Here is a 16,216-nt window from a genome sequence, read left to right as displayed (position 1 = left end):
CCTGTTCATCCATAATAAGGGCTTACTCCTCGGGAATACCCAGCGCCGTCGCCCCGCCCCTGGTGTCGGCGCCGGTTGGCGCGCCAGCGTAGAGCGAGCGCTCGGCAACGATTGGCTGGGTCGAGCGAACGGTGGCGGAAATGGCGACCTGGCCGGGGTAGAGCTGGTGCACGGCCATGGTGTAGCGCGAGCCCTTGGCCATCAGCAGGGTTTGCGTGGCGCGCGTGCCATTGGCGAGAATGAAATCAACCGTGACGCGGGCCTGGTTGCCGGTCGGGTTGCTGAACAGCAAATATTCCTGGAAAGCGTCGACCGTGCGGCCGTCGGCGAAGCGCCATGTGTAGGCGGGAGCCAGCGCACCGGGGCCGACGGTGCCGGCGCGGTCGCCGTTCCAGTAGAGCGCGCGCTCCACGGCCACGGGCCGGTCGGCACTGACGGTGGTAGCGATGCCGAGCTCGGGCACGACCTCGTTGACCGGGATTTCGAGGCGCGTGGCCGGCGGGATGGCGTACTTACGCACCAGCGACGTGCCCGAGTCGGTCAGGAAGGTGACGGTGACGTTGGATGCCTGCGCGTTCGGGTTGAGCACCAGAATGGACATGCTGAACGGCTGCTGGGTGGTGCCTTCGGCGAAGTACCACTGGCGCGAAAGCGTGGGCATGCCCGGCGCGGTGTGGAAGCCGCCGGTGTTGCTGGTGCTGCCCGGGCCAAAGATCATGGTGCGCTCGGCCACGATCGGCGCGGACGCAACCACCTGCGCGCCGAAGCGCTTGCCGGGCAGCGCATCGCCAACCGTCACCACAGCGCGCTGCTGCGGCGGCACCTCGACGGTCTGGCGTGAGGTTGTGCCATCGTTCTGCATGTAGGTGATGCTGGCCGAAACCCTGGCGCTCTGCGGGTTGAACAGCAGCAGGTAGGTCTTGTGGTCGGTCTCGGTCGAGCCTTCGGCGAAGTACCAGACGCGCGAAGGTTGCTGCACGCCCGGCCCACTGCTCAGATCGCTGCCGAAGTTCATAAAGCGCTCGGCGATGATCGGCCCGTTCGACTCGATCACGGCCGGGACTTCGCTGGTGTCGTTGAACTGGTCGTTGACGATCAGATCAGCGCGGCCACCCGCGATCACGCTGGCGTCGCGCACTACGGCCGGGCCGGGCTGGCGCAGCAGCGTGAAGCGCACGCTGGCAGCGGCACCGCCGGGGTTGAGCACCGACAGTCGCTCGGAGAAGTTGAAGGCGTTGCCCTCGGCAAAGTACCAGCGCGCGCGCACAGTGGCCTGGTCAGCGGCCTGGCGCAGTGCCTCGAACTGGGCGCGCAGCTCGGGCGACGGATCGAGCGCGGCTGGCGCAAGCTCGGCGTGGGCGGCGATATTCGGGCGGCTCGTTGGCGCGCTGCCATTGCTGCCAGCCACAGCGTGCGCGCCCAGCGGCGCAATGCCATAGGACTGGCCGAGCCAGGCAAGCAGGCCAGTGAGCGCGGCTTGCTGCGGGCCAGCCGGGAGGGTGCTGCCAATCAGCGCAACCTGGATGGCGGAATCGCCCGCCGCAAAGCGATCGACGGCGGCGGTGGGACCACCATTGCGGCCCATATACACCACGCCCTCGCGGTCGATAATGAAGTGGTAGGGCAGGTCGTCCCAGCCAAGCACCTGCGTGTCGTAGCTTGCCAGCGCGCGCAGGAATGGCAGGGGCGACACAACATCGTCGGAGCCGATCTGGTGGATCAGAATGCCCTTGGGCGTTTGGCGCACGATTGGGGCGGCGCTAAGCGGCGCGCCCCAGCTGTCGCGCTGCACCACGCGCGGCGGGGTAGTAAGCGTGGCCGGGCCGTAGGGTGCCGGCACGCGCTGCTGATCGGCGACGCGGGCCGGGCCGGCGGTGGCGTTGATATAGCTGAGCAGCACGCCTTTCAGCACTGGCGTGGCGTTGGCTACGGTTGAGCCAAACGTAGCGCGGAACTGCAGCACCGCCATGCCCGCCGGGAAAGACCGCACCGACTCCAGCGCGGGCGAGCCGTCGTTTTGCGACTGCGCGTCGCCGGAAACGAGCGGCTGCCAGGGCGTCATATCTTCTTCTTTGGCAGAATTGCCGCCGCGAATTTCGAGCGCGAGGCTGGTGCCAGCCGGGATGTCGGCCTGCCAGGTTGCGCCGACAGCATTATACAAAAACGCGGTATTGGAGACGACTGAGGTATAGACTGCCGACGTCGCGCCCGCATCCAGGCGCAGTTCACCGTCGGCATTGTTGCTCAGCAGCAGACCATTGCAGGTATCGCCCGTCCAGTTGGGCTGCGCGCCACAGGGGCCGGCGCGCCATTCGGCGACGGTGCTGAGCGACCACGCGCCCACCTGCACCGGCACGGATGCCTGGGCCGAAAGCGCTGGCGCGCGGAGCAATTGCCCGCTCGCGCCCAACGTCGCCAGGGCCAGCACCAGCAACCAACGTCGCATAGATTCTCCCGCCACTCAGGCACCCGCCGACGCAGCAACTGTGCGCTGCGCCGGCGGATGTGTGCGTCTACTCGGGTTTGAGCGCCTCGTATGTGTACTGATTGGCCGAGTCGTACAGCAGCCAGCCGCCGGTGCTCTTGCTATCTTCCACCGCCTGAATCTGGGCGCGCACTTCTTTCGGCCCATACTCGACGATCTGGTCGTCGGGCACCCAGGTCAGCGTGAAATCCTGCAGCCACGGCCGCACCAGCGCGCGCTTGCCCTGCATCTGCTCTTGGCCCAGGCGCATGCTTTCGGCAATAATTTCATACGGGTGCGCCGCCGGCAGGTCGAAGCCCGCCGCGCCGGGCCAGAAGTGCGAGGGGTAGATCATCGGGCACACGTAGTCGGTGTGCATACCCATGAGCTTGATGTCCTGCCCGATCAGCGGCGACGGCTCCCAGGCAGTGACGCCAAACACGTCGACCGAGAGGTAGGCGCCCGCGCCGTTGATTGCCTTCTGCGACAGGGTCAGCATCTCCGCGATGTTCTGGTATTTCTCGTCGTCGGTTGCGCCCGGCTTCGAAAGCTTCAGGCGATCTTTGTCATCCGCGCCAAATTCCAGCGAAGGGAAGCGGATGTAGTCGTAGTTAATTTCGTCAAAGCCCATATGCGCCGCTTCAACCGAAAGCTGGATGTTGTAGTCCCACACATTGCGGTTCCACGGGTCGAGCCAGGCGTAGCGAATACCAGGGCCGGGGTAGTCGGCAAATACGCCGCCATTCTTCGAGTCCTGCGCGGCCCACTCGGGCTTGGCGTCGGCCAGCACATTGTCGTGGCTGAAGATATGCACGCGCGCGATGGTGTAGATGCCGCGCTTCTTTGCCTCAGCCAGAATTTCCCGGATGTCCATGATCGGCCGGGCGGTGTCCAGCTCTTTGACAATCGGCACCTGCGAGTCGTAGTAGATCAGGCCGAGGTCGTCGCGCAGGTCGGATTTCAGGTCGATCACGATTGCGTTCAGCTCGGTCTTGTCGATATGGTCGAAGAATTTCATCAGCAGGTCGTGGTTCGAGGCCACCGCCGCCGTGACATAGATCGACTTGGTGTAGAAAGGCTCCATTTTGATTTCGGTTGGCACGCTGCCCGGCTTCAGCTCGATCACGGCTTTGCGGTAGCCGGGTGCCAGCACCTGCAGCACGCCCTGCTCGGGCAGGCCGTCGAGCGTGAACGCGCCGTCGGTGCTGCCGTCGATCCGCTCCATCGCCACGGCGTCGCTTTCCAGGTTCGGCGCGGCAATGATCGTGGCGTTGGCGATCGGCGCGCCATTGGCGGCGTTCAGCACCTTGCCCTTCAGCACATCGGGGCGCAGCACGGCGTCGAGCGCGGTGTTCTTCTCAAGCGGCTGCGTCAGCCCGGCATAGCCGTCGGCGCTGATCTCAATCGTCGCTTCAGCTGGCACGCCTTCGAGACGATACGTGCCGTCTGCGCCGGTGGTCGCGCTCGCGCCGCCGTCGGCCTTCACCTGCGCGCCGGCCACGGGCTTGCCGCTGTAGCGGTCGGTGATGGTGCCGGCCAGCACGTTGGGCCGCAGCGCCGAGCTAAAGCTGGTTTGCTGCTGCAGCGATTGCGTGACCGGGTCGTAATCTTTTGCGCTCACCGTCACCGAGAAGCGCTCGGGCACGCCCGCCAGGCGGTAGCTGCCGTCGGCGGTGGTGGTGGCGCTCAGGATTTCGCTGGCCTTCACCAGCGCGCCGGCCAGCGGCTTGCCTGTATAGACGTCGGTGATCACGCCAGCGACCGTATTCGGGCGCAGTTTGGCGTCAAGCGTGACGGCTGGCGGCGTGGGCTGGGCAAGCTGCGGCTGGTTGGCCAGCGCAATTGTCACCGGCTCGTAGCCGTCGGCGGCGATCTGGAGCGTGCCATCCTGTTTCCAGCTTGCCAGCTGGTACTTGCCGCCCGCGTCGGTGGTCACTTCGGCGCCGGCCAGGTTAATCTTGGCGGCGCTCACCGGCTTGCCGCTATACGCATCAAGCACAGTGCCGTTCAGCGGCACTTCCGGCCCGCCGCAGGCGGCCAGCAGCAGCAGCGCAGCAGCGCACGAACACAGCACGGGGAAACGGCGGAAACGAGTCAGCAGGGCCATCGGGAGTTCTTCTCCTGAACGAGGATCGTCAAAGCGATCGCACCCGGTATGCGGGGCGAGCGCCCGAATATCGAGTATTATGTGCACACGTTGGTCTGCCTTGCGTACAGGCTGGCCTATCATAAACGCCTGACAAACGCTTGTCAAGCTTGCCCACCCTGATGCGGGGATGAGACGCCAATGTATAAGGAGAAGTGAAGCCATGCCAGGTCAGGCAAACGACCCACAATCATACTGGCAGGCAACCCGCAGCCCCGCCGCATGGCCCACAGTTCCGCTGCCGCGCCACGCTGATCTTGTGGTGCTTGGCGCGGGCCTGCTTGGCCTCGCGAGCGCCTACTGGCTGGCGCGCGCTGGCTACCGCCCGCTCATTCTTGAGCGCGATGTGCCCGCCGCTGGCGCAACTGGCCGCAATGGCGGGCTGCTGGTGGCCGGCACCGCCGAAGCCTACCCGGCCGCGATTGCGCGCCACGGCCACGCGGTTGCCCGCGCCATCTGGCAGCTCACACTCGAGAATCGCGCGCTGGTGCGGCAGGTGCTGGCCGAAGAAGCGATTGGCTGCGACTACCGCGAGCCCGGGCACCTGGCGCTGGCGCTCGGCGCAGCGCAGCACGACGCCATGGCGCGCACGGTCGCCGCGCTCGCCGCCGACGGTTTCCGCGCCGAATGGCTTGGCCGCGCCCAGGCGCAGGAGTTCGTTGGCACGCCGCTGGGCGACGAAGTGGTTGGCGCGCTGTTCACACCCGAGGATGGCGTGCTGCACTCCGCGCGCCTGCTCGATGGCCTGGCCGGCGCGGCGCTGCGCCACGGCGCGCAACTGCACACCGGCACCGGCGTGCTGAGCATCCACGCCGAGGCGGGCGGCTTGCGGCTCGAAACCACGCGCGGGCCGATGCTGGCAGCGCGGGTGCTGCTGGCCGCCAACGCCTGGCTGGGCGAGCTTGTGCCAGCCTGGGCCGATCTGGTGCGGCCGGTGCGCGGGCAGGCGCTGGCCTACGCGCCCAGCGCAGAAGTGTTTCGCGCAGGCATGGGCGCGGCGCTCATGCCCACTGGCGAGTACTGGCAGCAAACGCCCGATGGCGCGATCATACTCGGCGGCTGCCGTGCCGCCGCGCCCCGCCGCGACGAAGGTGTGCGCGCCCAAGCGCCCAGCGCTGTGGTGCAATCCGCCATCGAGGGCGTGCTGCCGCGCCTGTTTCCGCAGCTGGCTGGCCTGCAGGTTGCACAGCGCTGGGCCGGCCTGATGGCCTTCACCAGTGACTATTTACCGATTGCCGACGAAGTGCCGGGCTTGCCGGGCGCGTGGGCAGTGGGCGGCTTCTGCGGCCACGGCATGCCCTTTGGCCTGCGGCTCGGCCAGCTGCTCGCCGCCGCGCTCACCGGCGGGCATCCGGCCGAGCTTCTGCCGCTGCGCGCCGGGCGGCCAACGCTCGTGCGCGGCCCTGTTTGACTTTACGCAAGCCCTCGGCTATAATAGCGCACGCGACGCCGAAGTGGCGGAATGGCAGACGCGACGGTCTCAAAAACCGTTGAGGGCGACCTCGTGTGGGTTCGACTCCCACCTTCGGCACCATTCCCAGCTCGGTCGCATTTTGTCGGGGCGTGGCTCAGCCTGGTAGAGCGCAGCGTTCGGGTCGCTGAGGTCGGTGGTTCGAATCCACTCGCCCCGACCACCCAAAATAGCGTGCCTGGTCAGAAATGGCCAGGCACGTTGTTGTTGGAACCATCTCCTCCGTCCACTCGTCTCTTGCTTCAGCGCCCAAGCGTTGGGTTGCTATGCTACCGTGTAGCACAAGAGAGATAGAAGGATTCAAACACACACTATGTTCCGAACATCAACATCGCTGCGCCTCGCTGGCGCATTGCTGCTTGCTGCCGCGCTGGCCGGCTGTGCGAGCCAATCGCCCGCCGCCGCGCCCACCAGCGCTCCGGCCGCCACGGCCGCACCCGAGGCTACCAGCGTACCGGCGGCTACAGCCGAACCTGCGGCAACTGCTGCGCCCGCCGCCACGGCCGCGCCAGCGCCCACCAGCGCCCCGGAAGCAACCAGCGCGCCCGCTGACGAAAGCCTGCTGCCCGCGCCGCTCTATCTGCTCAACGACCAGCAGCAGATCGTTCGGCTGGAGCGCGACGGTGTGACGGTGGCGGTGATTTCGCAGGAAAGCGCGCCGGTTGTGCAAATGGCCGTTTCGCCCGCCGACGGCACAATTATCTACGTTGTGCAGCAGGACAACGGCGGCGCGCTGGTCAGCACCGACGCGCGCGGCGGCAATCGCGCCGAGCTTGCGAGCGGCACAATTTCCTCGCCGCTGTGGTCGCGCGATGGGCAGCGCTACGCGATTTCCTGGCTGAACGGCCCCGAGGGTTCGGGCGTGTATGGCGGCAAGCCCGGCGAGAAGGCCGCGCTGCTGCTCGCCAGCATCCCGTTCGACGCAAAAACGCAGAAATCTGGCATGCACTATGTGCCGCAGGCATTCTCGCCCGACGGCAGCACGCTGCTGCTGGCCACCGCGCCCGACAACGGCCCCGACGCGCCGGCCGGCGACATTGCGGTGCTTGGCGCGGCCGTGCTCGGCAGCGATGGCAAGCTCACTGAGCTGGTGCGCACTGGCGGCGACCCATACCTGTGCTTTAGCGCGCTGTGGAGCAGCGACGGCAGCCAGGTGATTTGTTCGAGCTATGGCGCGTTCAACGGCCAGCCGGCGCTGTGGAGCCTGCCCGCCACTGGCGGCGAGCCAACGATTCTGCTGGCCGCCGGCAAGGACAACGGCCAGGCCGACGTGTTCAGCCCCGTAGCGGCGGGCGAGAAGATCCTGGCATTTGTTGGTGTTAATTCTGCTGGCAGCCAGAACATGAGCTACTCGCTCCAGCAGATCGACGCGGCTGGCAAGGCCAGCAAGCTGCGCGACGAACAGTTCGACAGCACGGCGGTGATCTGGTCGGCGTGGGCGCCCGACGCGAGCGGCATTGTCATCCAGCGCGCCGGCAGCGACCCCAACCAGAACACGTTTGTCTTCTTGCCCGCCAGCGACGCAGCCGCCATCGAGCTGAAGCTGCGCGGCCAGGGCACGCCGGTCTGGGGTGCGCCCGGCGCATAGCACCAGGATGTTTCACCGCAAAGGGGCAAAGACGCGAAGAAGTTGAACCGCAAAGAGCGCAGAGGGCGCAAAAAGACGAACGCTAGCGCCCTGCATATTGAACGACGCGTAGTCCGTGGTCTATAGTCGGTGGTCCATCGTCGCAAAGCAGCAGGTCAGCGGTGAATGCTGACCTGCTGCTTTTTTGCGCGCGCTTTTCTGAAAGTACTAGCTGAATATATAGAATAAGTACTATTGAATTTTTATACTTCATGATTTACATGATATTTGTATATATATCTTATTATATATAAAGGAGAAGCAGGATGCCTACCGAAGCCGACACCCTGACGCGCCTGCCCAATCGCGTGGCGCTGAGCAATGCGCTCCGACAGTTGATCGACAAAAACGCGCCGGTCGCGTTGGCGCTGCTCGACATCGACGGCTTTGCCGACATCAATGCCGAGTTTGGGCAGAACGTGGGCGATGTAGTGCTGCGCACGCTCGCCAGCCTGCTGGGCGATCTTGCGCCCGATCGCGTCTACCATCTCTCCGGCGACGAATTCGCCGTGGCGCTGCCCGGCCGCTCGCTGGAGCAGGCCTTTTTGCAGATGGAGTCGCTGCGCCAGGCCGTGCACGCCTTTGATTTCAGCTTGCCCGACGGGCGCAAGCTCGCCGTGACTATTGGCGTGGCGCAGTTCCCGCGCGACGCGAAGGACGCGCGCACCGTGCAGCAGGCCGCCGACGCCGCGCTCGCCAGCGCCAAAGAAAGCGGTCGCAACCAAGTCGCGCTGCCGCCCAACGAAGAAATGGTGATGAAATCGTGCTACTACCCCGCGTCGAGCGTGCGCCGCCTCAAGCAGCTCGCCGAGCGGCTGGCGCGCAAGGAATCGACGCTGCTGCGCGAGGCACTCGACGACCTGTTCCGCAAGTATGATGTGCCGTAGGGAATGGAGGTTGGGGGATAGGGGATAGAGTTTGGAAGGAACACCATTCAAATAAACTGCCAGGAGTGAGTGCACAAAGACACAAAGGCACCGAACTGTATAACTCGGTCTCACTCTACGCTTGGTCGAACAAATAATTCATACTCCTTGGTATCTTGGTGCCTTGGTGCCTTGGTGGTTACGTTACCGATAAATTCTTATGCACGCCTTATGTGCGCAGAGAACTGGTGCCGTAAAATTTTCGTATAATACACACTGGCAGCGCGTGTAACATTTGTGCGCCTGCCAAGACTCTACGGCACGACAGTTGCGATGCTGCACTGTGCGCGGCTCACGGGGCCGTGTTCGGTGCAGTGTTTATGTTCAGGAGAACCATGCGAATCGCGATGTTGAGCATTCACAGCAGCCCAATTGCTGCGCTCGGCGGCAAAGAGGCCGGCGGGATGAATGTGTATGTCCGCGAGCTGAGCCGCGAGCTTGGCGAGCGTGGCATCAAAGTCGATATGTTTACGCGCAGCCAGGACCCGGCCGCGCCAGTGGTGACACAGCTTGAGCGCAATGTGCGCGTGGTGAACCTGCACACCGGCCCAAGCGCGCCCTACGACAAGAACTGGGTGCTGACCTACATGCCCGAGTTCGTCAGCCGCGCGCGCTGCTTTGCCGACGGCGAAGACCTGACCTATGATCTCATTCACAGCCACTACTGGCTTTCTGGCGAGGCCGCGCTGGCGCTGCGCCGCAGCTGGGGCGTGCCAGTGGTGCATATGTTCCACACGCTTGGCGCAATGAAAAACCAGGTGGCGCGCGGCGACGAGGAGCGCGAAACCGAGCGGCGCATTGCGATCGAGCGCAACCAGATTGCGGCGATGGATACGATTGTGGCGGCAACGCCGCTCGACCGCGCGCAAATGGTGGCGAACTATGCTGCCGACCCCGCGCAGATCGCGGTGGTGCCGTGCGGCGTTGATCTCCAGCGCTTCCGCCCGCAGGATATGGCTGCCGCCCGCGCCGCGCTTGGCCTGCCTGCCGCTCCCCACCGGCTGGTGCTGCTGGTCGGGCGCATCGAGCCGCTGAAGGGCATCGACGCACTGATTCGCGCGATTGCGCTGCTGCGCGAGCGCCGGCCCGAGTGGCGCGGCCAGCTGAGCGCGATGGTAGTGGGCGGCGGGCCCGACGGCGCGCCCGAGCTGTGGAATGCCGAGCAGCGCCGCCTCGACGCGCTGCGCGCCGAGCTGGGCGTGCGCGACGCCGTGCGCTTCCTGGGCGCGCACGATCAGCACGCGCTGCCGCAATTCTACGCTGCCGCCGATATTGTGACCATGCCCTCGCACTATGAGTCGTTTGGCATGGCTGCGCTGGAAGGGCTGGCGTGCGGTCGCCCGGTTGTGGCGACCAGCGCGGGCGGCCCGGCCTATATCGTTGAGGATGGCGTGAGCGGGCTGCACACCCCGCCCGATGATCACGTGGCGCTGGCGGCGCGGCTTGAGCGCCTGCTCGCCGACGACGACTTGCGCGCTGGCATGGGCGTGGCGGCTCGCACGCGCGCCACGCGCTTCGGCTGGGAGGCTGTGGCGGGCGGCATGCTCGATGTCTACACGCAGACGCTGGAGCGCAGCACGCTGGCCTGCGCGCCCGCCCGCACGCGCGAAACAGTTTTGCTGCCACGCGTCTAGTGCGCAGTAGAAATACGCCGATAGTTTTCACCACGAAGACACGAAGGCACGAAGGATAGCAGAGAAGAAACACTTTCATTCTTCGCGCCTTCAATTCCCCACCCTGAACGGAGCGCCCACGCGGCGCTCTTTTTTTGTGCCAAAGCGTCACCGCGCTGCGACCGCGAATCATACCCCGCCGCGCTATGCTCATCATATGGGATTGTAGGTTTGCACGTTGGCAGGTTGCAGGTTCGACGACTAAAAGTTCACCACGGAGACGCAGAGGGTTGCACGTTCCAGGTTTGCATGTTTGCAGGTTTGACGACTAAAAGTTCACCACGGAGACACAGAGACACGGAGTTTTGAGGTTCTGTGGTTTGGGCGCATGCGATACGCCGGTGCTTGGTTCTGCGGTTCCGTGGTTCTGTGGTTCTCTAGTTCCGTGATTCTACGGTTCTCGGAATTCAGCACTCAACACTGGCATTGTCACCACTTTGTCACCGGCTTGGAACCTGGGCGAAACCATAACAATTACAAAAGGGCGAGGGGTATGTCGATTGTTTTAGAGCAGCTCAGCAAGCGTTACGAGCGCCACCCGGTCGTGCAGAACGTGTCGCTGGAGCTGGCCGATGGGGAATTCTTTGTGCTGCTCGGGCCAAGCGGCAGCGGCAAAAGCACCATCCTGCGCATGATCGCCGGGCTGGCCGAGATCGACCAGGGGCGCGTGCTGCTGCACAACCGCGACGTCACCGGCTTGCCGCCCCAGGCGCGTGGCGTGGGCTTTGTGTTCCAGAACTACGCGCTGTTTCGCCACATGACCGTGGCCGAAAACGTGGAGTTTGGGCTGACCATCCGCAAGGTTGCGAAAGCCGAGCGGCGGCGCCGCCGTGACGAATTGCTGGAGCTGGTGGGCCTGGGCGGGCTTGGGGCGCGCATGCCGCGCCAGCTTTCGGGCGGGCAGCAGCAGCGCGTGGCCCTTGCGCGCGCGCTCGCCTACCAGCCCGAGGTGCTGCTGCTCGACGAGCCATTTGGCGCGCTCGACGCGCAGATCCGCGTTGAGCTGCGGCGCAGCCTGCGGCGCATTCAGCGCGAGATCGGCACCACAACGATCTTTGTGACGCACGACCAGGAAGAAGCTTTTGAGCTGGCCGACCGCATTGGCGTGATGAACGCCGGCCGCCTGCTCGAAGTCGGCCCGCCCGAGGAGCTGTACGAGCACCCGCAGACCGAGTTCGTTGCGACGTTCCTCGGCACGGCGAACCTGCTGCTTGGCCGCACCACCGACGACGGCGTGCAGGTCGGGCCGCTGCATTTCCCGCTCAACACCGCCGCGCGCCCCGGCAATGGCGACCGGCGCGTGCAGGTGCTGTTCCGCCCCGAAGATATTGCGCTGGCGAACAGCCTGGACGACCTGCCCGGTCCGGCGCTTGGCCACGCCGAGGTCGAAGGCACGACGTTTATCGGCTCGTTCGAGCGTTTGCGCCTGCGCCTGCCGCCAATCGCGGGCGTGCGCCCGATCGCGCCCGAGGTGCCCTACGGCACCGACGCGCTGCTGGTCGAGGCCAGCCGCTCGCAGGATCAGGCGCGCGCTTTCCCGCTCGCGCGCGGGGCGCGGGTGTGGGTGGGCATTCGGCGCATGCACGCGCTGGCGCACCCTGGCCTGCGCATGCTGCTGCTGACCGATGGCAGCGCGACAACGCGCCCGGCGCTGGAGTTCGGCACGCAGGTGGCGCGTATGGCGCACGCCCGCACCACTATCCTGGGCTGGGCGAACAATGGCGCGGCGGCGCTGCAAGCGCATCTGCAAAGCCTGCGCGAAGAGTTTGCCGCCGGCCTGCCCGCGCTCGATACGCCCAGCGCCAGCGATGCGCTGCCGGCCGCCCTTTCTGCCGAGGTCGAGCGCCAGCCCTACGACCTGGCCGTGCTGAGCATGGCCCAGCCCGGCAGCGAAGAGCTGACCGCGCAGCTGCTGCGCGAAGGCGAGCAGCACCTGCTGCTGGTGCGCAGCGCGCAGCCGCTGCCCGAGCGCGTGCTGATCTGCGTGGCGGCCGGCGAGCCCGGCAAGGAAGACGTGCTGTTCGCCGGGCGCTTGCTGCGCCACCTCGGCGCGTCGGCCACGCTGCTGTCGGTGCTGCCCGCAGGCACCTCCGCGCCCGACCGCGAGCGCGCCGAGCGCTTTGTCGATGCGGGCGTGCGCACACTGACGCTGCTGGGCGTGCCGGCCGAGAGCCAGCTGCGCATTGGCAATGTGCGCAACGAGATCGTGACCGAAATGGCCGACGGCGGCTACGGCATGCTTGTGCTGGGCGCGCCGCCGCAACACCCTGATGGCCGCGACGCCCTGGCCGGCGTGGTTGGCGAAATTCTCACAGCTATCACCCAGCAGCCCGTGCTGCTGGTGCGCTCGCAAAGTGTTGCCCGCCGCCAGTGGCGGGTTGTGAACCGAAGTGCAGTCAATCTGGAGGAACTAGCCCGATGAAACGATTCGCCCTTTTCGCGCCGCTGGCGCTCGCTTTTAGCCTTGTGCTGGCTGCCTGCGGCGGTGCAAACCCCGCCGCCGACACCGCCAGCCCCACCGCTGCCGCTGGCGGCGCCAGCAGCGCAACCGCTGCCGTGCCGGTCGCCGAGGGTGGCCCGAACACAATTGTACTGGGCGGCTACAGCACGCCGCGCGAAGCCTATGGCAAGATCATTCCGCTGTTCAAAGATCAGTGGAAGCAGAAGACCGGGCAGGACCTGACCTTCCAGGAATCCTACCAGGGCTCGGGCGCACAGGCGCGCGCCATTGCGCAGGGCTTCGAGGCCGACATCGCCGCGCTTTCGCTGGAAGCCGACATCAACACCATCGCCAAGGCCGGGCTGATTACGCACGACTGGAAGAGCGGGCAAGGCAAAGGCATGGTCAGCGACTCGGTAGTGGCGTTTGCGGTGCGCAAAGGCAACCCCAAGAACATCAAAGACTGGTCGGACCTCGCGCAGCCCGGGTTGCAGGTGCTGACGCCTAATCCGAAAACCAGCGGCGGCGCGCAGTGGAACATCCTGGCGCTGTATGGCGCGGCCAAGCGCGGCTTTGTGCAGGGCGTGGCCAAGGACGACGACGCGGCAGCGACTGAGTTCCTGAAAGCGGTGCTGAAGAACGTGGTTGTGCTGGATAAGGACGCGCGCAGCAGCATCACCAACTTCGAGAAGGGCATTGGCGACGTGGCAATTACCTACGAGAACGAGGTGATTGTCGGCCAGCAGGCCGGCGCGGAGTACGATCTGGTCATCCCGCGCTCGTCCATCCTGATCGAAAACCCGGTCGCGCTGATCGACACGTCGGTGGAGAAGCACGGCAACCGCAAGGCGGTTGAGGCGTTTATCGAGTTCCTGTTCACCAAAGAAGCGCAAACGATCTTTGCGCAGTACGGTCTGCGCTCGGTCGATGCCGATGTCGCCAAGAGCACGGCGGCGCAGTTCCCGGCGGTGCAGGATCAGTTCACCATCGACTATTTCAACGGCTGGAAGGAAGCGACGCCCAAGTATTTCGGTGAGGATGGCGTGTTCAGCAAGGCGATCACCGAAGTGCAGCAGTAGGGGCGTGGTCATTCGTAGGGGCGGAGCAGGCACACAGACATTGTGTAACTATAAATACCAAACTGCCTGCTCCGCCCCGACGCACGTCGACACGACGACACCGTGTATGCATGTTTGAAATAAACCACGGGCGCGGCAAGGCCCGTTGTCATGCCCCGCCGATTGTGGATCGGCTGGGCATGGCAACGGGCATCGCCCCCGCACCGGCGTTCTTTCCTTCTTCATAGTAATGCGCAGAATGTTGGGCCACAGAGAACACTGAGGACACCGAGTTTTGGTAACCTTCCTCCGTGCACTCTGTGCGCTCTGTGGCTCACCTAGTATGCCTTCCACACAGAGAGACGACCAATGGCAATCACTCAACCAGCCCCGCGCTTCAGGCCGGCCCGCGCCGGTGGCGGCTGGGGCGTGCGCGCCGCCGCGCTGACCTACCTGACCCTGCTGCTCATTCTGCCGCTCGCAATCATCTTTCAGGAAGGCTTGCGCGGCGGCCTGGGCAGCATCGCCCGCGTGTTCACGCAGCCGGTCGCCTGGCACGCGCTGACGCTCAGCCTGTGGACGGCAGCCGCCATGGCGGTGATCAACGCCGTGATGGGCACGCTCACCGCCTATGTGCTGGTGCGCTTTTCCTTCCCCGGCAAAAGCATGCTCAACGCCATTGTCGACCTGCCCTTCGCGATCCCCACGCTGGTCACCGGCGTGATGCTGGTGGTGCTGTATGGCCCGCAGCGCGCGCTGGGCGCGTGGCTCGACCAGAACCTGGGCCTGAAGATTATTTTCGCGCCGCCGGGCATTATTCTGGCGCTGCTGTTTATCACCTTCCCGTTTGTGGTGCGCACGGTGCAGCCAGTGCTGCAGGCGCTCGACCGCGACCAGGAAGAAGCGGCGGCGACGATTGGCGCAAGCCGCTTTACCATTCTGCGGCGCGTGGTGCTGCCCGCCATTGCCATGCCGCTCACCACCGGCGCGCTGCTGAGCTTTGCCCGCGCAATTGGCGAGTTCGGCGCGATTGTGGTGGTGGCCGGCAACATCCCGCTGCGCACGCAAACTGCCGCCGTGTATGTGTTCGGCGAAATCGAGTCGGACAATCAGCGCGGCGCGACGGCTATGTCGGTGGTGATGCTGCTGATTGCATTCAGCCTGGTGCTGCTCGTCGATTACTTGCAGAGAAGACGCCATGAGTGAGATTGTGTACCCAAAAGAAGCCAGCGCCGGGCAGCACAGCCAGCCGGGCGGCACCCGCGCCTCGGCATTGCGTGCGCGCGCCGGGCAAAGCTGGCTGAAATGGCTGGCAATTAGCGCGGTGGTGCTGTATGTCGCCGTGCTGATTTTGGCCCCGCTTGGCGCGCTGATCCAGGGCGCATTTGCGCGCGGCCTCGGGCCGATGTTCGCCGCGCTGACCGAGCCGGACGTGCTGGGCGCATTCTGGCGCACGCTGCTGATCAGCGTGATTGTGGTGCTGGTGCATGGCGTGTGCGGCACCGCCGTGGCCTGGGTGATGGTGCGCCACCGTTTTCGCGGGCGGCGCATTCTGAACGGCCTGCTCGACCTGCCCTTCGCGGTTTCGCCGGTGGTGGCGGGCTATATGCTCATCCTGTTGTTTGGCCGCACCGGCGTGCTTGCGCCGCTCACCAATGCGCTCGGCATCCCGGTGGCTTTCGCGCTGCCCGGCATGATCCTGGCGACGCTGTTTGTGACGCTGCCCTTCATGGTGCGCGAGCTGATGCCGGTGTTACACGCCTTTGGCATCGAGCAGGAGCAGGCCGCGGCGACGATTGGCGCAAGCGGCTGGCAGACCTTCCGCTATGTGACGTTTCCCGCGCTGCGCCACGGCTTCGCCTATGGCATCACGCTGACGTTTGCGCGCGCGCTGGGCGAATTTGGCGCAATTCTCGTAATCAGCGGCGGCATCCAGGGGCGCACCGAAACCGCCACGCTCTACATCTTCCGCGCGCTGGACGACCGGCAGTACATCGGGGCGTACAGCGCCGCGCTGGTGCTGGGCCTGATCTCGCTCATTCTGGTGCTTGGCGCCGACCGGATGCGCGGGCGGGAGCATTAGCAGGAGACAGGAGACAGGAGACAGGAGACAGAGGAGACTGTTCATTATGAGCCTGCGCAGATAGGCGCAGCGACAGAACGTTTCGCCACGCTTTCTTTGGCGCGGGGCTGAAGCCGCCGCGCTACCGGGGCGACGCCCGCTGAAGCGGGCTTGCTATTGCCTCATTCAAGCCCGCTTCAGCGGGCGCCGCTTCGAAGCCCGGTCGTTGACGGCCGGGCGGTGCGCGAGACAATCGTTGTGGAGAAAAATCCGTCGCACTCACACAATATCCTCACGTTTCGGTCGCCGCTGTTTCGGGGTATACTGCACACCTGTTGGCGACGCCTGA

General features: G+C 65.4%; 10 protein-coding genes and 2 tRNA genes. 10 read left to right on the top strand and 2 right to left on the bottom strand.

The window, feature by feature from the left end; translation table 11 throughout:
- Positions 1-22 precede the first annotated feature (22 nt).
- On the bottom strand, positions 23-2,446 hold the full coding sequence (locus M1P90_RS00540) for a peptidoglycan recognition protein family protein (protein ID WP_483700661.1): 2,424 nt from the start codon (positions 2,444-2,446) through the stop codon (positions 23-25).
- Positions 2,447-2,513: 67 nt separating this feature from the next.
- Complete coding sequence (locus M1P90_RS00535) at positions 2,514-4,571, bottom strand: putative glycoside hydrolase (protein ID WP_483700660.1); 2,058 nt, start codon at positions 4,569-4,571, stop codon at positions 2,514-2,516.
- 202 nt (positions 4,572-4,773) lie between these two features.
- On the opposite strand from M1P90_RS00535, the gene M1P90_RS00530 reads away from it, so the two are divergent.
- From M1P90_RS00530 to M1P90_RS00485, 10 genes are all read left to right on the top strand, one after another.
- The gene (locus tag M1P90_RS00530) at positions 4,774-6,021 is read left to right on the top strand and encodes an NAD(P)/FAD-dependent oxidoreductase (RefSeq protein WP_483700659.1); all 1,248 of its coding nucleotides are present in this window, start codon (positions 4,774-4,776) and stop codon (positions 6,019-6,021) included.
- Between the two features lie 37 nt (positions 6,022-6,058).
- Positions 6,059-6,144, top strand: a tRNA-Leu gene (locus M1P90_RS00525).
- A gap of 23 nt (positions 6,145-6,167) precedes the next feature.
- A tRNA-Pro gene (locus M1P90_RS00520) sits at positions 6,168-6,244 on the top strand.
- A 150-nt stretch (positions 6,245-6,394) separates the two neighbouring features.
- On the top strand, positions 6,395-7,669 hold the full coding sequence (locus M1P90_RS00515; RefSeq protein WP_483700658.1) for a hypothetical protein: 1,275 nt from the start codon (positions 6,395-6,397) through the stop codon (positions 7,667-7,669).
- A gap of 305 nt (positions 7,670-7,974) precedes the next feature.
- Entirely contained in the window at positions 7,975-8,595 is a 621-nt protein-coding gene (locus M1P90_RS00510) for a diguanylate cyclase domain-containing protein (protein WP_483700656.1), read from the top strand.
- A 374-nt stretch (positions 8,596-8,969) separates the two neighbouring features.
- A complete protein-coding gene (locus M1P90_RS00505; protein ID WP_483700655.1) occupies positions 8,970-10,268 on the top strand; it encodes a glycosyltransferase in 1,299 nt (432 codons plus the stop codon).
- Positions 10,269-10,800: 532 nt separating this feature from the next.
- Positions 10,801-12,729 carry an ATP-binding cassette domain-containing protein gene (locus M1P90_RS00500; protein ID WP_483700653.1) on the top strand — a complete coding sequence of 643 codons (1,929 nt, stop codon included), beginning with the start codon at positions 10,801-10,803 and terminating at the stop codon, positions 12,727-12,729.
- Positions 12,726-13,826: a sulfate ABC transporter substrate-binding protein gene (locus M1P90_RS00495; protein WP_483700652.1), complete on the top strand. Its 1,101-nt coding sequence runs from the start codon at positions 12,726-12,728 to the stop codon at positions 13,824-13,826. The genes M1P90_RS00500 and M1P90_RS00495 overlap by 4 nt, the downstream gene beginning before the upstream one ends.
- A gap of 348 nt (positions 13,827-14,174) precedes the next feature.
- Positions 14,175-15,011, top strand: coding sequence for a sulfate ABC transporter permease subunit CysT (cysT, locus tag M1P90_RS00490; RefSeq protein WP_483700651.1), 837 nt, complete (start codon positions 14,175-14,177; stop codon positions 15,009-15,011).
- Positions 15,004-15,888 (top strand): sulfate ABC transporter permease, encoded by an 885-nt coding sequence (locus M1P90_RS00485; protein ID WP_483700650.1) that lies wholly within the window; start codon positions 15,004-15,006, stop codon positions 15,886-15,888. The genes cysT and M1P90_RS00485 overlap by 8 nt, the downstream gene beginning before the upstream one ends.
- Positions 15,889-16,216: the final 328 nt, after the last annotated feature.

It is taken from the genome of Kouleothrix sp. 19917, assembly GCF_057073505.1.
The sequence above is the reverse complement of the archived record's forward strand: the minus strand, read 5'-3'. Positions and strand labels throughout refer to the sequence as shown.